Origin of the sequence: Bacillus cereus group sp. BfR-BA-01382 (assembly GCF_022663475.1) — a bacterium.
Taxonomy (GTDB): Bacteria; Bacillota; Bacilli; order Bacillales; family Bacillaceae_G; genus Bacillus_A; species Bacillus_A thuringiensis_S.
On the sequence record NZ_JAKUFQ010000103.1, the window covers coordinates 1 to 17,672 of the forward strand.

The window sequence follows — 17,672 nt, forward strand, 5'->3', positions numbered from 1 at the left end:
TAAAAGGAGACCAAATTTGGTCTCTTTTTTTATTCAAATCACATTTATCCGTTAACATCATAAAACAAAATTGGAAATCCTTCTCAAAAAATGCGATAATTAATACTATATAGTGAATCGTTCACACATATACAGTAAGAAAACATAGGGGGATGACACATGCCAAAAATGGGGAACACTTTTTTAACAATTCAAGAACTAGAAAAGAAAAAAGAGTATTTATTAGGCCTTTCATCCGTTATACCAACATGGAATACAAGCTATCAATTTTTATTTAAAGAAATCCAGCAAGAATTATTGGGTAAAGTAAATGAAAAACTCGAAAAACATCAATTCGTTTTAAATATATGTACAGATCAACAGGTAGGGGCATAATGTATTACATAAAATTGTGGTATAAAAAAGAGACCTCCAGCGGTCTCTTTTTTATACGTTTAAGATAGCCAATCTAATTTTCTAATCCCAAGCTTATCTACTGGTAAACGAAGTGAGCCATAAAAATGCTTCATAAATTGCTCTGAGCGGTTCACATCGTGTAAAATGGCTTCTAAGCGATCTCTATATATGCTTTTTTGTTCTTCGTTTCCAGTTTGGTAATATCGTTCGACCGTTTCAAAATAGTGCAGCGGGAACAAGAGCCTTGCAAATAATAAGCGCCAGCCAAATGAGGATAGCGAATAATTACGTTCATAATCTGTAACAAATTGAATTATTGTTTGCTCCCAGTCTTTCTTTTTTTCTATCATCATATAGCGAATTAATTCTGCCATATCTCGAGTTGGGTGATCATACACCCAATCAAAAGGAAGTTTGAGCCGCTTCGTTTGATGCCATAATAAAGGTGTGAATCGTTCTTGGCAAATTGTTGCTGCATCCGTTAGTTGCGGCGTATCATCCATTTCTGTATCGACAACATATTGAATTGCATTTTCTGCAACTCCTAAGTAATACGGGAAGGATTCAATAAACAATTGATCGAATACATCTGAAGGGTGGTTCATCACTTGTGATTGCCAAAACTTTTCTAATTGGTCGAGCCTTTTTTCCCATAACGCTTTCCATTCACCAATACGGCTTAATTGCTCAATTTCTTCTGGAAAGAATGCACCTCGTTTATGGAATATAGAAAGCTCACTTCCTAATGACATAGCATGTCGTTCTAACGTGCGCATACCTTTTAATAAGCAGTAATTTTGTTCTTCTATCTCACTTACATAGTAGCCGTGTATAGTCGGAACGAAAGTCGCTACAGTTATATCCCCTTGCTGGTTCATATAATCACTGAGCTTTTTCATCTCTACAAGTACTTCTTCCTCCATTTCTCCAATTGGAACAAGTACATAAATTTTGTTGCGAATCCAAAAGCTTTTATAGGGGCCAAGGGGGATTAATTCTTTAACATGCATGTGATAATGCTCATAAATATGCTGAATCATCGCAGTCGCCACCTATGGTTTTTCTTTATATATATGAGCTTGTGCTCGCCTTTCATTCCTATGCACATGATAAAGCAACGAAACGTATACAAATACTAAAAAGAAAAAAAGGTGATAAACATGAAAGAATCAAATCAACTACAAGAAAGAGCATTACAACTATTACAAGAACGCGGTGTAACAATTGACGATATTGCTGAACTTGTTCATTTTCTTCAAAAAAAATATCATCCAAATTTAGAGATGTCAGAATGCCGTTATAATGTAGAACGTGTACTATCAAAACGTGAAGTACAAAACGCACTGATTACAGGTATCGAACTCGATGTTCTTGCTGAAAAAGGAATGCTAAGTGAGCCGTTACAAGATATCGTAAAACGTGATGAAGGCTTATACGGAATTGATGAAGTTATCGCACTTTCTATCGTGAATGTATACGGATCTATCGGTTTCACGAACTTTGGATATATCGATAAATTAAAACCTGGTATTTTAGAATACTTAAATGATAAATCAACTGGAAAAGTGCACACGTTCCTTGACGATATCGTTGGCGGAATTGCTGCCGCTGCCTCAAGCCGTTTAGCGCACCGAGCTGATCACTCGGAATAATAATGTTTTCTAGACCGTCAGTTTCATGCTGACGGTCTTTCGTATTCCATAAGCATAAATTCTCTTCCACGACTCAAAAAAATAGACCCTTGCTTAAATCCGATATTTTTATATAACGTAATCGCTCTTGTATTAAATGTTGCTACACTTAATCGAAACATCTTCGAATTAAATTCCTTAGCAGCAAACGCTATTCCAGCTTGAAAAAACATTTCTCCCATTCCCTTCCCTGTTAAATCTGGCTTCATGCCAATTCCGATATCAATCACATCTTCTCCACCATATAAATTAGCATCTCTTCCACCTGGTACTTGTGCATTTTCTCCAAAACAAAAATAGCCGATGAACTCTTCTTGATCGTTACAACAGCCATAATAAGTTCCATCTAATAATTCTCTTATTACTTCTTTCTCGCCTGAAAAACTATATAAATTATATGGTTCCTCGTACGCCCACGTATTTATCTCATTTGCTTCTTCCTCTGTTAACTTATGTATATCCACTTTCTCTTTCCCCCTATTATATTTCTATTAACAATATTCGATATTCATCTTATAATTCATCTTTCTCAATATATTTTTTTAATTTCTCGCTTCATTTTATGGAAGATTTTTCTTATTATGTTACGATTAAACAGAATCATTACAAATAAGGTGGTGACAATTTGAATTACTTTTCTTATCTCTCCTCAGAAGAACGGCAAAATTTTTTCTATAAAGAACCTCTTAGTTTTTCAAAAAATATAGGAAAAGAACAACTAGCTTACGCACTAGGCGCTACACTATATACTCCTGGCACGAAAGAAACGATTGCGGAAGATATAATTAGAAAGAAACATGTGGATGCTACCTCAATTATTCTTTGTCTAGAGGACGCTATCAGCGATGAAGAAGTAAAACTTGCAGAGCAAAACATCGTCGTTCAAATACAGCAAATAGCCAACTTAGTCAGTGCCAACATACTAAATCAAGCAGACATCCCACTTCTTTTTATTAGAGTTCGACAGCCAAGTCAAATGAAGACAATTGTTACTGAATTAGGTAGTGCTGTTCATTGTTTATGTGGTTTTGTCTTTCCAAAATTCAAACCGATTAACGGAAAGACTTATATCGATCAGCTTGCATGTATAAACGAGTTATACTCATTATCGCTATATGGCATGCCGATTTTAGAATCACCAGAAATTATGTATAAGGAAACACGGGCAGAATCATTATTACAAATAAAAGATTTACTAGATTCTTATCACGATTACATCTTAAATGTACGTATTGGTGCTACTGATTTTTCAAGTATATTTAGTATTCGGCGCAATAAATACACACCTATCTATCATATTACTGTTGTCCGTGATTGTATTTCAGACATTATTAACGTTTTCTCAAGGGCAACAAATGAATATATTATTTCAGGATGTGTATGGGAATATTTTTCTAATGATCATGAAGAAGGGCTCATTCAAGAGGTATCACTTGACCATGCAAATGGCTTAATCGGAAAGACAGTTATTCACCCATCTCATATTAAAGTTGTACAGGCAATGCACATTGTCACAATGGAAGATTATTTAGATGCGAGGTCAATTTTACAAAATGCAGATACGTATAATGGAGTGCTAAAAAGCAGTTTTTCTAACAAAATGAATGAAGTAAAGCCGCATTATGGCTGGGCTCGCAAAACCATTTTAAAATCTAATATTTATGGGGTGCTACATGAAAACAAACAATTCACCGATCTCCTTATTACAAACGCAAAGCAACACGTATAACGTTTTAAATAATATACAAGTTCATGTAGAAGTACGTGATAATCCATATAACTTAGCGCTAGACAATCTTTTTCAAATGGCTGCTAGAATAAATAAGAAACGTAGTTTTTTATTTGTGAGTACAATCCTTGGAAAGCATCTTCCTATTAAACCTGCAGTCTCTCTATCAAGTGGATTTGCTCTCGCTGCAAGATATATGGAAATGCTACATAATACTTCTCATCCATTTCAAAAAGAAATTTTAAATCTCATTTCATTAGAAATTCATGAAATCCCAGAGGAAGTATTTCGTTATCAATATCCTCTGCAAGAAGAAGTTTTGTTCATCGGATTCGCTGAGACAGCGACAGCACTTGGTCATTCTATGTTTCAATGCTTTCAAAATGCAAAGTATGTACATACAACTAGGGAATCGATACCCCACCTAGAATCTGTCATTACATTTGAGGAAGAACATTCTCATGCAACATCGCACCGTTGTTATGTGGATGAAAGCTTTTTTCAAAACAGCAATCCTATTGTTCTCGTAGATGATGAGATGACAACAGGAAAAACAGCATTAAATATTATTAGATCGATTCAAAATAAATTCCCACGAGAAGAATATATTATTGCTTCTTTATTAGACTGGCGTTCTCATACTAATAGAAGACAATTTAAACAATTAGAAGACGAACTTCAAATTAAGATTCATGTTATTTCTTTATTAGAAGGCAGTATTCATACAACTGGCCAACCATTGAATATTGCCAAAACAGATATTCAAATTGAAGAAACAAAACCTGATTTCAAAAAACATACCCTTACCTGCCCAAAATTACCCTATACATCAAATTATATAAAATATACTGGGCGATTTGGCATTTCAGCATATGAACAACAGCACATTCATTCTTTCGCTCAAGAAGCAGGAAAAACTTTAAAAAGAGAAAGAATTGGAAAACGAACACTCTGCCTCGGAACGGGTGAATTTATGTATATCCCAATGAAAATTGCTGCTGAAATGGGTGATAATATTTTATATCAATCTACAACAAGAAGCCCTATCCATCCTGTTTCAAATGATGTGAACTACGCCATTCATAATCATTTCTCATATCCAAGTCCTGAAGATTCTACTATTACAAATTACTTTTATAATATTTCACCTCATGATTACGATGAAGTATTTGTTTTTATTGAACGTGATTTAGGAGAAGAAGCCCTATCTCCTCTTCTACAGCAGTTACAAACAGTTATTCCTTTTATTCATATCGTCTCATTTTCAAATAGCATAGAAAAGGAAGGTTGATAATTATGGTAAAAGTAAATTCTCACATTAGTAGTTATGATCCAAATGATGCTATTTTTCTATTAAAAGATATTAGTGATTTAATGAAAGAAAGTTCCACAGAAACTAGAGAACAAGCAATTCAAGCTGGCACACATTATTCTGAAATGTTACCAATGGAATATAAACCATCTAAAGCGTATATGGATTTATTCTTTTCTTCTCTGCAACAATACAAACACAAACTAGCCATCGCTGTTGGAGTTGTCGCCGAACAAATTATACAGACTAAAGGAACTAACCTTGTCCTCGTTTCATTAGCTCGTGCTGGTACACCTATTGGCATTCTTATAAAACGCTACATACGCTATCAATACAACCTTGATGTACCTCACTATTGTATTTCTATTGTTCGCGGACGCGGTATTGATGAAAATGCACTCCATTATATTTTGGAACATCACCCTAAAGAAACAATTCAATTCATTGATGGATGGACTGGGAAAGGTGCAATAAAAAAAGAATTAGAATATGCAGTACACACATTTAACGAACGAAATAATACACACATTTCTCATTGTATGGCTGTGCTTGCTGATCCCGGTTACTGTACTTCAATTTACGGTACACGTGAAGATTTTCTTATTCCTAGCGCTTGCTTAAATGCAACCGTCTCTGGACTCATTAGCCGCACTGTACTAAATGATACCTATATTGGTCCAAATGATTTTCATGGTGTTAAATATTATAAAGAGCTAGAACAAGAAGACTTATCAAATTTCTTCGTTGATGAGGTGACAGATTTATTCCCTTCTGTTCATTCTCATATAGATAATCAATTACGTTATATTACTTCAACTTACACTGATCCCTCTTGGCAAGGATTAAAAGATATACAGTCTATCCAAAGTCACTTTGAAATTGACGATATTAACTTAATCAAACCAGGAGTCGGCGAAACAACTCGCGTATTACTCCGGAGAATACCGTGGAAAATTTTAATATGTAAGCAAAACAATCCCGATTTAAAGCATATTTTACTTCTCGCTAAAGAAAAGAATGTCCCTATTGAAATCTATGAGAATATGACTTATTCATGTTGCGGGCTCATTAAGCCTCTTAGGAGGGAAACGTTATGATTTTCGCCAGTGATCTTGATCAAACGCTTATTTATTCCCGGAAATCGTTTCGTGCCCCTATAGAAGATGAATCAATTCAACTCATTGAAACTTTAGATGGGAAAGAAATTTCTTTCATATCACATAAAACCATTTCACTACTAAAAAAATTACAACTGCACTCACATTTCATCCCAGTTACAACAAGAACTATTGAGCAGTTTCAGCGTATTACTTTATTCCAAAACGAAATCATTCCCGAATACGCCATTACAAGTAACGGCGGTAATATCCTTCATAACGGTAAACAAGATGGTACTTGGAACAGGACAGTAAAAGAAAGACTATCGGTTGAATGTATAGAGAGAAACGACATACTAAAGGAATTTGGACAAATTGCTCATAAAGATTGGGTTATATCACAAAAAACAGCCGATGATCTATTCCATTATTGCATCATTAAGCGGGAGAACATTCCTTATGATGAATTATCATCCTTCACTTCCTGGTTAGACAAACAAGGCTGGAATTATTCACTTCAAGGTAGGAAGCTATACTTTGTACCAAAACCAATTAACAAATGGGATGCCGTGCAATATATAAAAGAAATTTTGCAAATAGATACGATTATTACAGCTGGGGATTCTTTACTTGATTTATGCATGTTTGAAAAGGCGAACCATGCCTTCGCACCACTTCATGGTGAGTTAGGAGCAATGCATGATAACTTACAATCCTATATTTTAAAAACAGACGCAATCGGCATATATGCCGCAGAAGAAATCGTAAATAAATCACTTCAAATTATTCACAGTTCATTACCTACCTCATGATTAAAATATGCACAATTGCATACGCACCACAATTAAACAAATGGTACAATTTATTTGAATCGCTGTTGCTACACTTCTTGATTAAAGAAAAGGCGCTAACACGGAAATTAGCGTCTTATCAACCTCAAGCAATTGGCACATTTTGTCATCTTAAAAGACACTCGAAAGAGTGTCTTTTTTTCTATATCCAACAAGGACTTACTCATTTCAAAGTATAAATACATAAAATAATGTAAATCATTACAAGCATGAATCACTTTCTAAAAGTTATAAAGTAGATTCAAAATAAAAAAGCACTCTTAACTAGAGTGCTTTTTACTTTCAAACAAGGAGGCTACATATATGGATAGCACTCTCGTATTTAACTTCGGCATTGGTCTTGTCATTATTTTATTTGTCTTCTTTGTACTTTGTATGAGCGGGGTATAAAAAGGCGATTTTTGAGCGTCTTTTTATACATATGTATTACTTGACTTCCATAAAAGGAGTAACCATAATGGTTACATATATACAAATAACTATTCACATATCCACAAAATAGGAGGAAGAACAATGAAACATGTAATCGTTTATGCACACCCAAATCCAGAAAGCTTCAACCATGCAATTTTAGAAACGGTAAAAAGTGAATTAGAAGAAAAAGGTCATGAAGTACGCGTTCGCGATCTATACGAATTAAACTTCAATCCAGTATTAAGCGCTTCCGATTTCATCTCATTTTCTCAAGGAAACACACCAGAAGATATTAAAGAAGAGCAAGAGCATATCTCTTGGGCTGATAGCATTACATTCATTTATCCAGTTTGGTGGGCCGGACTTCCTGCTATTTTAAAAGGATACGTTGACCGTGTATTTAGCCATGGATTCGCTTATGCTTACGGTGAAAACGGCATTGAAAAGTTATTAAGCGGTAAAAAAGGATTGTTATTATCTACAATGGGTAATACGAAAGAGGCATACACAGCAGGCGGGATGTTTGACGCAATGAAGAAAACAGCAGATGTTGGTATTTTTGAATTTACAGGCATTGAAACAATTGAGCACACATTCTATACGAGTGTTCCTTCTGTGGATGATGGTGTGCGTAAACAATATCTTGAAGAAGTTAAAGATGTTGTGAATCGTGCGTTTTAATAAAAAAAGCAGGTAACCTCTTCGGTTACCTGTTTTTCATTACATCTTCTCAATCCACTCCGTCAAGTTATGCACAACTTGCGTTGGTTGTACTTCATATTCTGTTAACTTCTCCACAGTTGTGACTCCAGTGTGGACAAGAAGCGTATGCATGCCAGCATTTATTCCTGCTAAAATGTCTGTATCATAGTTATCCCCAACCATTAATGCTTCATTTTTTTCTATGCCAAGAACTTTTAAAGCTTGTTCCATAATGATTGATTCTGGTTTTCCGATAAAGATTGGATCCACACCTGTTGATACTGCTACAACTGATGTTAATGAGCCGTTACCTGGTAACAATCCGCGCTCAGTCGGAATGGCAATGTCTCCATTTGTAGAAATAAACGTCGCGCCGTTACGCACAGCAAGACACGCTTTTGCTAATTTTTCATATGTGATGTCACGATCTAAACCAACAACAACGAAATCAGGATTTTCATCCACAAGTTCAAATCCTTTTTCCACAAGTGCATCGTGTAAGCCTTCTTCACCAATCATATATACAGTTGCATCTTGTTTACGTTCATAAATGAAGTTCGCAGTCGCCATACTCGTTGTGAATACTTGCTCCGCTTTCGCTGGAATATCGAAACGAACAAGCTTTTCTGCCACTTGTTCTGGTTTGCGAGTTGAGTTATTCGTAACGAATAAGTATGGAATGCCGCGCTCTCCTAATGCTTTGACGAAGTCGCTTGCTTCTTCAATTTGTTCTTCCCCGCGATACATCGTACCGTCTAAGTCAATTAAGTAACCTTTATACATCGATTATGTCTCTCCTTTTATGCTAACGTTCTCACCTTATCATACCACTCTTATATTACCCGCTTTTCCAAAAGAAAAAAACGCTTTACCTTAAAGCGCCCCATAACGTTCATTTTTTCTCTTTTATTTGGTAAGAACAACTACAATCGCCCTCGCACATGTTTGCTAGCGTTTTCACATCTGCGTTCGTAAATAAACGCTTATACATCTCTTTTTCATCTTTACATACTTGTGGGAATCTCTCTGCAATTTCTTTTAACGGACAGTTTTGTTTTTCAATTACGAAAGATTTCTCTCCATCTCTCTTTATTTGAACCATATAACCATTTTTCTCTTGCATAGCTGCTATCTCTTGCACTTTATATGCTAAATTCTTTTGATTACTCACTCGCTTTTGCAACTGTTCTTCCATACGCTTCGTTCTTTCTTTTAAAACATATTGAAGTATTTTTTCATCGCCCATCCGAGCTAAATCTTCTAGCATATCAATCGCAAATTGCTTATACTCTTTCGGGAATGTATCTTCTCCCTTTTCACTTAATCCATACAAATAAGTTGGTCTTCCGACATGTTGCCTTACCATCTTAGAATAAATGAGTCCATCTTTCTCAAGATTACTTAAATGTCTTCTGATTGCCATTTCTGTAATCTCTAAAACGTCAGCTAGTTCCGCTACTGTGTGCTCTCCCTTTACTTTCAACAATTGTACAATCTCGTCTTTCGTAGTACGTGCTTCCCCCATACTTCACCCTTCTCCCTTTTCTTTCTCACATACAATATAAGATCCCCAAAAGGCATTCTCTGGGGATCTTATAAGCATAATTATTCTGGTACAAATGCAGATACAGGTCCTAATTCCTTTTCTAAATAACTGCGAATATTTGCTGGGTATTTTTCTACCACTGCAATATGTTTTTGAATCGTCTTATATAATTCATCATGATTCATTTGAATATAATCTTGCGTAAGCATTTTTCGAAGAAGGATAATTTCTTTCATCCCTTGTCCATCTTCTTCACTTATCACTCGCTCATCCATTAAAATATCAATAATATCTTCATAGCTTCCTGGATCGCGCATAATAAATCCATCAATCATCGCATTTCCTACATCTAATACAGTATCAATAATAAGATGGGCTATGCGCTCTAATGCGTAAAATTCAAACTCGGTTTCATATATCTTTTTCTCTTGAAATGTACTTGTTGCTCGTTCTAAACATACTAGCATTTGTTCTATTTTCTTTCTGTCTACAAAATACATGAATGTCACCTACCTGGAAATTAAAGCATTTACATTTTAATTGTAACGCTTTCTTCTGAAAAAATCGACAATTTTTCGAATTCACCTTTTCTCCGTTATTTGTTATAGTTATATTTGTATGATTTTTGAAATTGGAGGAATGAAATCTTGGAACGTGAACTCGCACTAGAAATTGTCCGTGTAACAGAAGCAGCAGCATTAGCATCCGCACAGTGGATGGGCCGCGGAAAGAAGAACGAAGCAGATGATGCAGCAACTACAGCAATGCGTGATATGTTTGATTCAGTAAACATGGCAGGTACAGTTGTAATCGGTGAAGGAGAACTTGATGAAGCACCGATGTTGTATATTGGTGAAGAACTAGGAACAGGTAACGGTCCAGAAGTAGACATCGCCGTTGACCCATTAGAAGGTACAAACATCGTTGCAAAAGGTCTTGCAAATGCAATGGCAGTTATTGCAATCGCAGACAAAGGGAACCTTCTTCATGCTCCTGATATGTACATGGAAAAAATCGCGGTTGGTCCAAAAGCAGCTGGTAAAATTAGCTTAGATGATCCAATTGAAAAAACAATTGAAATTGTAGCAGAAGCTAACAATAAAAAGATTCGTGATCTAACAGTTATCGTTCAAGAACGTGAGCGTCATCAAGATATTATTGACCGTGTTCGTGCAAAAGGTGCACGCGTAAAATTATTTGGTGACGGTGATGTTGGTGCGTCAATCGCAACAGCACTACCTGGAACGGGTATCGACTTATTCGTAGGTATTGGCGGAGCTCCAGAAGGTGTTATTTCTGCAGCAGCATTAAAGTGCCTTGAAGGTGAAATGCAAGCTCGCTTAGTTCCAATGAACGAAGAAGAAGAAGCTCGTTGTCGTGAAATGGGATTAGAAGATCCTCGTCAACTTCTTATGTTAGACGATTTAGTATCTGGTGATGATGCAATCTTCTCAGCAACTGGTGTATCTGCTGGTGAGTTATTAGACGGTGTTAAATTCCTTGGCGGAGATTTAGCTGAAACATACTCTATCGTAATGCGTTACAAAACAAGAACAGTACGATTCATTAAAACGCATCACCATTTAGATCATAAACCACACTTAAACTTAGATATTTAATAAAGGAGCCATGTGTATGGAAGAACGTTTCTTTCTGTACGACGACACTGTCGCTACAAAAACTCGTTTCGTTAGCTTTATGGGAGAAAATGAGCGTCATGATTTAGCGCTTTTATATTCCGATCGTCATTACGGTAAAACAATTGTACTTGATATGCAAAGTAATAAATTTGCAATTATCGGTGCTGACGATTTAAACGAACCAGGCTACTTAGAGCACGCATTTTCTATGACTGAAGAAATTGCAGAAGAGTTACGCTCATTTTTATTTGAACTTATATAATTTATCGTATGCACCAGCTATTTTAGCTGGTGTTTTTCTGTTATAAGAGTTTCGAATTTTCAATTTTTTGTGTTATAATTAAGAATAAATCTATTTGGATAGAAAGGACGTTATCTACGTATGCCAACATTTACTTTGTAATGGACCAGCAATTGGATAGCATTACTCTCAAAAAAGCACCACGCTTTTTCAAGGGAGTAGTCTGCCCATTCCCATTACAAAGGAACGTATTGCATCTGTAGTATGATGTTTACGGAGGTTCCTCTTTGGGGAACCTCCTTTTATTTTTGTCTTTTTCTCATGTCTTCATACTACAAGACATCCAAATAGCTGTATTACGTTTCTTTGCCACTACTATAAGAGGTGAAGGAAAATGCAGAAAGTACAACTTTCTTGGAGTTTATATGAAAATCAGCAACACACAATCGAAAAATATTGTAAAAATTGCGGACGTACTACCCTATTTACTGATACGAATATTCGTAGGCATAACGCCAATGGAAAAAACATATACCGCTTTGCTATTTATAAATGTCCGAAAGATCATACGTGGAATCAAAAACTGCGTATTTATAAATCATTTACTGATCACGTTGAAACGATCGATATGACCCAGCAAGATCAAACGGAAACAAGTACTACTATTTCCATTATGCAACATAAAGAAAACGGCATAGCCGAAATCACGATTGTATTAGACCTCATTTTTGGTTCTCACCGAATGGATAAGACCTTATCCACATATATTTCTGATTGGAGCCGTACACTCATTGTGGATAAAATTAAAAATGGGGATATTCAATTGAACGGACAACAAATGAAGCCAAATACAATACTTTCTGAAGGCGATCATATCTCGATTTGTTTATAAGCGAGAATATGTAAAAAATCCTCTTACAATTGTAAGAGGATTTTTTTATTTCTTCACTTTTCGTAATACGAAGTGTGCACAACCGAAGTTACAGTACTCGTATAAATACTCCGTTAACGTACTAATTTTCGTATCATATGTCGCACGTTGGTTACTATCATCAAAGAATCCTCGCAGTCTAAGTTGCTCATATCCCCAGTCTCCAACGATATAATCATATTTATTTAAAATTTCTGCATAGCGCTCTTTAAATGCTTCTTCACTAAAACCGTCACGAAAGTTTTTAATTACTTCGTACTGAACATTATTAATGCTCACCGTAGCATGAATCTCTTGCTCTTGCTTTTGCTCCATCATTAACTTCCTCTCTAAGCATTCTTCTTTTTATCGTATCACAAAGCATACCAACCAACAATTTCAAATACAAAAAATTGAAAATTAGTGCATGCTATGGAGAAGGAGGTGATACATCGTGAAAAAACAAATTTTACTTTCCCTTCTCACTATTTCCTTATTTGCAGGGTGCCAATCAGCGAACAAAGCTGAAATGGAACGTGAAGAAGGAAGCCGTGTTCTTGTTTCCAATAAAAACGACATGTATCATACGGAAAATACAAATACAAGACTCACAAGAGTCGGTTATTCTTCTAAACAAAAGCATGAAGTATCTAACAAACAAGTAGGGGCCATTAATCGCGAGAAAGTCGCTGAAATGATTACAAGCATGACAGTCAAACTTCCTGACGTTACAAACGCTGCTACACTCGTTACTGATGATGAAGTGTTCGTTGTATACCGTGCAAACACAACGGATCCGAAACTTGTAGCGGATCAAGTATATAGAGCTGCCTTGTCCATCGTCCCTCGCTATTATAAAGCATATGTATCAACAGACCAAAAGTTGATTTCCCAAATTCAAGGCCTTCAATCTGGCGCATTAAATGATACAGAATATACGCAAAGCCTCGATATGTTAAAACGTGAAATGAGTAAAAATCCTCATTTGAACAATACGGGGGATCAAACTTTAAATGATATGATTAAAAAGTAAAACAGGTGGAGAAAATCTCCACCTGTTTTACTTTTTATTACGATCCGCATAAACTTCCATCGCATCACACATAAACTGCGCTAACCCCTCGCCAAACTTATCGATATTTTTCGTGAAGCGCTCATCAGCGACATACATTTGACCGAGTCCCTTAAAAGCGTCTAATGAATAGTGACTAAAGTTTTGCAAGTAATCGTACCATACTTTGATTGCTCCCTGCGCCTCTTTAGAATCTGGTGCACCGTGTCTCAGTACCGCTAAATTTCTATAAATAGTATTAAACTCTTCTTGGTTCTCTTTTGACATACCTTTTGCATATTCGTTCGCTTTATCTACAGCTGCGTCTCCCCATTTTTCACGTGCTTCTTCTTCATATGGGTTATGGCTGAAATCGAATCCTTCAAATTTCTCTTTGTTCGTCATTTCAATCTCTCCTTTTGTATGCTGAATTGTTTTATCAATCGTCGCAATCACCTTATCTAATCTGGCACGCTTTTCAATAAGCATTTTCTTATGAAGCTGTAGTGCCTCTTCGCGATCAAATGATGGACACATGATAATTTCTTTAATTTTCTTCAAAGGGAAGCCAAGCTCTTTAAAAAACAAAATTTGCTGCAATGTCTCTAGATTTTCATTGGAATACAGACGATATCCAGACTCTGTCGTCTCGTCTGGGGTTAACAACCCAATTTCATCGTAATGATGCAGTGTGCGCACACTAATTCCAACTAAATCAGCTACTTCTTTTACCTTCATTGTCATGTGTATCTCCCCCTTAGTACATACGATAAAGTATGACGCAACGTTAGAGTCAATAAGTAAATTCATTTTCTTTCTAAAAGTTTCATCTCTCCTGTATTTCATGCATAATAGATATGTACATATATTAGAAAGCGGTGAAAGTATGGTTTCAAATACTGTAATTGCCAGCATCATCTTTCAACTCATTGTCTCGATTCTGGTCCCAATTATCGTACTCGTTTATTTCCGTAAAAAATATAATATTAATTGGAAAGTGGTCGGCATTGGTGTTCTTATCTTTATCGGATTTACCCAAATTCTTGAAACACCATTCCACCTATTTATGCGCGGTAATCCAACAATCGCTCCATTTTTAGAAAATCCGTTTGCCTTCGCAATTTATGGCGGATTGACTGCTGGTATTTTTGAAGAATTAGGACGCTTCGTTGCCTTCTTCTTCTTACTAAAAAAATATCTAGAATATAAAGATGGCTTCGCTTATGGAATTGGTCACGGCGGAATTGAATCTATTTTAATTGGCGGTTTTTCTGCATTACAAGCATTAATCTTTGCTAATTCTATTAACGATGGTAGCTTCTCTCGACTGATTGAACAAAAGCCCGAGCTCAGCATTTTACAAGACATGTTAATTCAGCAACCTGCCTACTTATACTTCCTTGGTAGCATAGAAAGAATTATGGCACTCGTGCTTCAAATCGCCTTTACAATGCTTGTTTTATACGCAGTAAAACAGAAGAAATATATCTTCCTAGTATACGCTATACTATTCCACGCATTTGTAGACTTCTTTGCGGCACTTTACCAAACAAAGACAATCAATATCTTTGTTGCCGAAGGAATTACACTTCTCTGTACAATTGGTGCTGTCGTTCTTATTCGCAAAATGAAAGAGAAATTAATGAGTGTACCAGAGTAAAAAAATAACCCACCGGTTGGTGGGTTATTTTTTATAAGGACTATCACAATGATGATAACTTTTACCCTCCTTTAGCTCCCTCTTTGTTTCTGCATCTATAACGATGTACTTATGAAACTCTTCTACTTCATTTTGAGTAAAAGAAGCGAAAAAATAAACTTGGCGATCAGGGTGAACAAAAAAATCTTGAAGCACCACTCTACTTCGACAACCGACAGCTGTTTTTTTTAGGAAAGAAAATTCTTCATCAGGCACTTCTTTAAATAAGATTTTTTTCCGAACACTATATGCTGCATTTTTATATTCTTTATAGATTTTCTTATCTAACTGTTTATAAAAAACATCCTCACTCACAAATGACTTATTTCGATTGCTTGGATAATTTAGTTTTTGGTTGGATTCTGCATATGTTGTGGACAATTGCGTAAGAAAACAAATAATGAATATGATACATATCATTTTTTTCATCATTGCACCTCAATTTTTTATTATCCACATTACTTTTCCACATATTTAAATCCATATGCCGTTTCCAATAAAAAGGAATTATTTCCACATTTGTCGAAGTATATAGCGTCAACTTGAAAGATGGGGATGAATTATGAAGAAAATTATTGTAATACGACATTGTTCAGCAACTGGGCAAAAACGTGATGCTGAATTAACGACCGATGGGAAAGATCAAGCAAATAACCTTGCTACATTCCTCTTAGAAAATCATCTACAAATCGATCATATTATTTCAAGCCCATTTGTCCGAGCTATCGATTCCATTCGGCCCTATGCGCTCCAAGCTAGCTTATCTATCCAAGAAGATGAACGATTAACTGAACGCATATTGAGCAACTTTCCAATGGATGATTGGATGCAAAAACTAGAATCCACTTTTACGAACATAGATATTGCCTTTTCAGGCGGAGAGTCAACAAAACAAGCAACAGACCGTGCCATATCGCTTATTCAAGACGTTTTACAATTAAACCATACGACAACACTACTTGTTACACACGGCAATTTACTTACACTCATTTTAAAGCATTTTGATCATACGATTGGCTTTAATGAATGGAGAGCTTTAACGAATCCTGATATTTACGAAATTACAATCGACGAACAATGTATCATAACACGCTTATGGAAAGCATCGTCCAAGTAATATCCCTTTCAAAAACATTCAGTTGACGCCACGAGAAGAGACTGTTCTAACAATAGAAAGGGGTATTATTTCATATGTACGAAGACGTACTTGCTTTACTACATAAAACAAATGTTTCTTATGAAAAGTTCGAACACGAACCGGTACTCGATTATGAGACAGATCGGATTGTACGTGAAAGACTTGGCTTACAAGGTACTCCAAGTAAAAGCTTATTTTTAAAATCAACATCTGGAAATTTTTACGTGTTTTTTACGTTAGAAGGAACTCGGCTTAACCGAGGAGAGATGAAAGAAATAACTGGAGAACGCTTATCGCTCTGTTCTCCTGATGAACTAAGAATGGAAACTGGCTGTACTCCAGGATGTGTAGCTCCTTTTGGTTATTCACAAGATGTAACAATTATTGTGGACAGTTCCGTTTATGCGTACGATAAAATTTTAATTACACCTGGTGTTCCTGAATTTACAATTGAATTATCCACAGAAGAATTAAAAAAGATTTTATTAACATGTCCAAATACCGTTTTAGAGTACAAACAAAAAGAGAGCTAATCGTTAGCTCTCTTTTTTCATTATTTAGCTTCTGCTGTTTTTTCTTTTGCAGAACGTACTTGCTCGTCCGCATGGTAAGAAGAACGCACAAGTGGGCCAGCTTCACAGTGGCTAAATCCTTTGCTAAGTGCAATTTCTTTAAGCTCTGCAAATTCTGCTGGTGGATAATATTTAATAACTGGTAAATGCTTCTTAGATGGTTGTAGATATTGTCCAAGAGTTAAAATATCCACATTGTTTGCACGTAAGTCATTCATTGCTTCAATTAAATCTTCTCTTGTTTCACCTAAGCCGACCATAATGCTCGATTTAGTTGGAATATCAGGCTGCATTTCTTTTGCTCGACGTAAAAACTCTAATGAACGGTCATATTTTGCTCTAGCGCGAACTCGGTTAGATAATCGACGTACTGTTTCAATGTTATGGTTTAAAATATCTGGTTTTGCATCCATTAACATTTTTAAGTTTTCTTCTACCCCAGCCATATCAGATGGTAATACTTCGATAGACGTGAATGGGTTTTTACGACGTACTGCTCGTACTGTTTCAGCAAAAACAGCTGCTCCGCCGTCCTTTAAATCATCACGTGCAACCGCTGTTATAACAACGTGCTTTAAGCCCATTTGTACTACTGAATCTGCTACGCGTTCTGGTTCTTGTAAATCAAGCTCAGTTGGTAAGCCTGTTTTAACCGCACAAAAACGACAAGCGCGTGTACAAAC

General features: G+C 35.9%; 23 protein-coding genes. 14 read left to right on the plus strand and 9 right to left on the minus strand.

The window, feature by feature from the left end:
* Positions 1-159 precede the first annotated feature (159 nt).
* Positions 160-375, plus strand: coding sequence for a hypothetical protein (locus MR160_RS27285; RefSeq protein WP_001125497.1), 216 nt, complete (start codon positions 160-162; stop codon positions 373-375).
* A 59-nt stretch (positions 376-434) separates the two neighbouring features.
* On the opposite strand, the gene yutH is transcribed toward MR160_RS27285, so the two are convergent.
* Positions 435-1,436: a spore coat putative kinase YutH gene (yutH, locus tag MR160_RS27290; RefSeq protein ID WP_000614219.1), complete on the minus strand. Its 1,002-nt coding sequence runs from the start codon at positions 1,434-1,436 to the stop codon at positions 435-437.
* A gap of 120 nt (positions 1,437-1,556) precedes the next feature.
* On the opposite strand from yutH, the gene MR160_RS27295 reads away from it, so the two are divergent.
* On the plus strand, positions 1,557-2,048 hold the full coding sequence (locus MR160_RS27295; RefSeq protein WP_000665102.1) for a phosphatidylglycerophosphatase A family protein: 492 nt from the start codon (positions 1,557-1,559) through the stop codon (positions 2,046-2,048).
* A gap of 23 nt (positions 2,049-2,071) precedes the next feature.
* On the opposite strand, the gene MR160_RS27300 is transcribed toward MR160_RS27295, so the two are convergent.
* Positions 2,072-2,551: a GNAT family N-acetyltransferase gene (locus tag MR160_RS27300; protein ID WP_000351143.1), complete on the minus strand. Its 480-nt coding sequence runs from the start codon at positions 2,549-2,551 to the stop codon at positions 2,072-2,074.
* Between the two features lie 161 nt (positions 2,552-2,712).
* Between MR160_RS27300 and MR160_RS27305 the strand changes: the two genes are divergently transcribed.
* The 5 genes from MR160_RS27305 (at position 2,713) to MR160_RS27325 (ending at position 8,171) form a co-directional block, all read left to right on the plus strand.
* Entirely contained in the window at positions 2,713-3,816 is a 1,104-nt protein-coding gene (locus MR160_RS27305) for an HpcH/HpaI aldolase/citrate lyase family protein (protein ID WP_098900260.1), read from the plus strand.
* Complete coding sequence (locus tag MR160_RS27310; RefSeq protein ID WP_017763722.1) at positions 3,761-5,107, plus strand: phosphoribosyltransferase family protein; 1,347 nt, start codon at positions 3,761-3,763, stop codon at positions 5,105-5,107. The genes MR160_RS27305 and MR160_RS27310 overlap by 56 nt, the downstream gene beginning before the upstream one ends.
* A 5-nt stretch (positions 5,108-5,112) precedes the next feature.
* Positions 5,113-6,225, plus strand: a complete 1,113-nt coding sequence (locus tag MR160_RS27315; RefSeq protein WP_044783123.1) for a cysteine protease StiP family protein — start codon at positions 5,113-5,115, stop codon at positions 6,223-6,225.
* A complete protein-coding gene (locus tag MR160_RS27320; RefSeq protein WP_242298570.1) occupies positions 6,222-7,037 on the plus strand; it encodes an HAD family hydrolase in 816 nt (271 codons plus the stop codon). The genes MR160_RS27315 and MR160_RS27320 overlap by 4 nt, the downstream gene beginning before the upstream one ends.
* Before the next feature lie 552 nt (positions 7,038-7,589).
* Positions 7,590-8,171 carry an NAD(P)H-dependent oxidoreductase gene (locus MR160_RS27325; protein WP_016078134.1) on the plus strand — a complete coding sequence of 194 codons (582 nt, stop codon included), beginning with the start codon at positions 7,590-7,592 and terminating at the stop codon, positions 8,169-8,171.
* Positions 8,172-8,210: 39 nt separating this feature from the next.
* Here MR160_RS27325 and MR160_RS27330 read toward each other — a convergent pair whose 3' ends face one another.
* From MR160_RS27330 to MR160_RS27340, 3 genes are all read right to left on the minus strand, one after another.
* Entirely contained in the window at positions 8,211-8,975 is a 765-nt protein-coding gene (locus tag MR160_RS27330; RefSeq protein ID WP_000276467.1) for a TIGR01457 family HAD-type hydrolase, read from the minus strand.
* Between the two features lie 109 nt (positions 8,976-9,084).
* Positions 9,085-9,717 (minus strand): helix-turn-helix transcriptional regulator, encoded by a 633-nt coding sequence (locus MR160_RS27335; protein WP_000503340.1) that lies wholly within the window; start codon positions 9,715-9,717, stop codon positions 9,085-9,087.
* An 80-nt stretch (positions 9,718-9,797) separates the two neighbouring features.
* Positions 9,798-10,238 (minus strand): DUF86 domain-containing protein, encoded by a 441-nt coding sequence (locus tag MR160_RS27340; protein ID WP_000274010.1) that lies wholly within the window; start codon positions 10,236-10,238, stop codon positions 9,798-9,800.
* A gap of 147 nt (positions 10,239-10,385) precedes the next feature.
* Here MR160_RS27340 and glpX point away from each other — a divergent pair, with 147 nt between their 5' ends.
* The 3 genes from glpX to MR160_RS27355 all read left to right on the plus strand — a co-directional run bounded on the left by glpX (position 10,386) and on the right by MR160_RS27355 (position 12,511).
* Positions 10,386-11,357 carry a class II fructose-bisphosphatase gene (gene glpX / locus MR160_RS27345; protein ID WP_000439090.1) on the plus strand — a complete coding sequence of 324 codons (972 nt, stop codon included), beginning with the start codon at positions 10,386-10,388 and terminating at the stop codon, positions 11,355-11,357.
* Positions 11,358-11,373: 16 nt separating this feature from the next.
* Entirely contained in the window at positions 11,374-11,640 is a 267-nt protein-coding gene (locus MR160_RS27350) for a DUF3055 domain-containing protein (RefSeq protein ID WP_000392611.1), read from the plus strand.
* A gap of 373 nt (positions 11,641-12,013) precedes the next feature.
* The gene (locus tag MR160_RS27355; RefSeq protein WP_001174586.1) at positions 12,014-12,511 is read left to right on the plus strand and encodes a hypothetical protein; all 498 of its coding nucleotides are present in this window, start codon (positions 12,014-12,016) and stop codon (positions 12,509-12,511) included.
* A gap of 45 nt (positions 12,512-12,556) precedes the next feature.
* On the opposite strand, the gene MR160_RS27360 is transcribed toward MR160_RS27355, so the two are convergent.
* Positions 12,557-12,868: a YutD family protein gene (locus MR160_RS27360; protein ID WP_000970508.1), complete on the minus strand. Its 312-nt coding sequence runs from the start codon at positions 12,866-12,868 to the stop codon at positions 12,557-12,559.
* Positions 12,869-12,983: 115 nt separating this feature from the next.
* Between MR160_RS27360 and MR160_RS27365 the strand changes: the two genes are divergently transcribed.
* Entirely contained in the window at positions 12,984-13,562 is a 579-nt protein-coding gene (locus MR160_RS27365; protein ID WP_000744128.1) for a YhcN/YlaJ family sporulation lipoprotein, read from the plus strand.
* Between the two features lie 27 nt (positions 13,563-13,589).
* On the opposite strand, the gene MR160_RS27370 is transcribed toward MR160_RS27365, so the two are convergent.
* Entirely contained in the window at positions 13,590-14,324 is a 735-nt protein-coding gene (locus tag MR160_RS27370; RefSeq protein WP_000178110.1) for a MerR family transcriptional regulator, read from the minus strand.
* 100 nt (positions 14,325-14,424) lie between these two features.
* On the opposite strand from MR160_RS27370, the gene MR160_RS27375 reads away from it, so the two are divergent.
* Positions 14,425-15,240, plus strand: a complete 816-nt coding sequence (locus tag MR160_RS27375; protein WP_139788894.1) for a YhfC family intramembrane metalloprotease — start codon at positions 14,425-14,427, stop codon at positions 15,238-15,240.
* Between the two features lie 24 nt (positions 15,241-15,264).
* Here the strand turns inward: MR160_RS27375 and MR160_RS27380 are convergent, their stop codons facing one another.
* Positions 15,265-15,699 (minus strand): hypothetical protein, encoded by a 435-nt coding sequence (locus MR160_RS27380; protein WP_057096754.1) that lies wholly within the window; start codon positions 15,697-15,699, stop codon positions 15,265-15,267.
* A 142-nt stretch (positions 15,700-15,841) separates the two neighbouring features.
* Between MR160_RS27380 and MR160_RS27385 the strand changes: the two genes are divergently transcribed.
* On the plus strand, positions 15,842-16,396 hold the full coding sequence (locus MR160_RS27385) for a histidine phosphatase family protein (protein ID WP_016078135.1): 555 nt from the start codon (positions 15,842-15,844) through the stop codon (positions 16,394-16,396).
* A 74-nt stretch (positions 16,397-16,470) separates the two neighbouring features.
* Positions 16,471-16,950, plus strand: a complete 480-nt coding sequence (locus MR160_RS27390; protein WP_000272752.1) for a YbaK/EbsC family protein — start codon at positions 16,471-16,473, stop codon at positions 16,948-16,950.
* Between the two features lie 20 nt (positions 16,951-16,970).
* Here MR160_RS27390 and MR160_RS27395 read toward each other — a convergent pair.
* Positions 16,971-17,672: lipoyl synthase (locus MR160_RS27395; RefSeq protein WP_242298572.1), on the minus strand; the 702-nt coding region annotated here is incomplete at its 5' end.

Coding starts and splice junctions, on each gene's coding strand:
- MR160_RS27285 (WP_001125497.1), top strand. CDS start 160: ATGCCAAAAATGGGGAACACTTTTTTAACAATTCAAGAACTAGAAAAG.
- yutH (WP_000614219.1), bottom strand. CDS start 1,436: ATGATTCAGCATATTTATGAGCATTATCACATGCATGTTAAAGAATTA.
- MR160_RS27295 (WP_000665102.1), top strand. CDS start 1,557: ATGAAAGAATCAAATCAACTACAAGAAAGAGCATTACAACTATTACAA.
- MR160_RS27310 (WP_017763722.1), top strand. CDS start 3,761: ATGAAAACAAACAATTCACCGATCTCCTTATTACAAACGCAAAGCAAC.
- MR160_RS27315 (WP_044783123.1), top strand. CDS start 5,113: ATGGTAAAAGTAAATTCTCACATTAGTAGTTATGATCCAAATGATGCT.
- MR160_RS27320 (WP_242298570.1), top strand. CDS start 6,222: ATGATTTTCGCCAGTGATCTTGATCAAACGCTTATTTATTCCCGGAAA.
- MR160_RS27325 (WP_016078134.1), top strand. CDS start 7,590: ATGAAACATGTAATCGTTTATGCACACCCAAATCCAGAAAGCTTCAAC.
- MR160_RS27330 (WP_000276467.1), bottom strand. CDS start 8,975: ATGTATAAAGGTTACTTAATTGACTTAGACGGTACGATGTATCGCGGG.
- MR160_RS27335 (WP_000503340.1), bottom strand. CDS start 9,717: ATGGGGGAAGCACGTACTACGAAAGACGAGATTGTACAATTGTTGAAA.
- MR160_RS27340 (WP_000274010.1), bottom strand. CDS start 10,238: ATGTATTTTGTAGACAGAAAGAAAATAGAACAAATGCTAGTATGTTTA.
- MR160_RS27350 (WP_000392611.1), top strand. CDS start 11,374: ATGGAAGAACGTTTCTTTCTGTACGACGACACTGTCGCTACAAAAACT.
- MR160_RS27355 (WP_001174586.1), top strand. CDS start 12,014: ATGCAGAAAGTACAACTTTCTTGGAGTTTATATGAAAATCAGCAACAC.
- MR160_RS27360 (WP_000970508.1), bottom strand. CDS start 12,868: ATGATGGAGCAAAAGCAAGAGCAAGAGATTCATGCTACGGTGAGCATT.
- MR160_RS27370 (WP_000178110.1), bottom strand. CDS start 14,324: ATGACAATGAAGGTAAAAGAAGTAGCTGATTTAGTTGGAATTAGTGTG.
- MR160_RS27375 (WP_139788894.1), top strand. CDS start 14,425: ATGCATAATAGATATGTACATATATTAGAAAGCGGTGAAAGTATGGTT.
- MR160_RS27380 (WP_057096754.1), bottom strand. CDS start 15,699: ATGATATGTATCATATTCATTATTTGTTTTCTTACGCAATTGTCCACA.
- MR160_RS27385 (WP_016078135.1), top strand. CDS start 15,842: ATGAAGAAAATTATTGTAATACGACATTGTTCAGCAACTGGGCAAAAA.
- MR160_RS27390 (WP_000272752.1), top strand. CDS start 16,471: ATGTACGAAGACGTACTTGCTTTACTACATAAAACAAATGTTTCTTAT.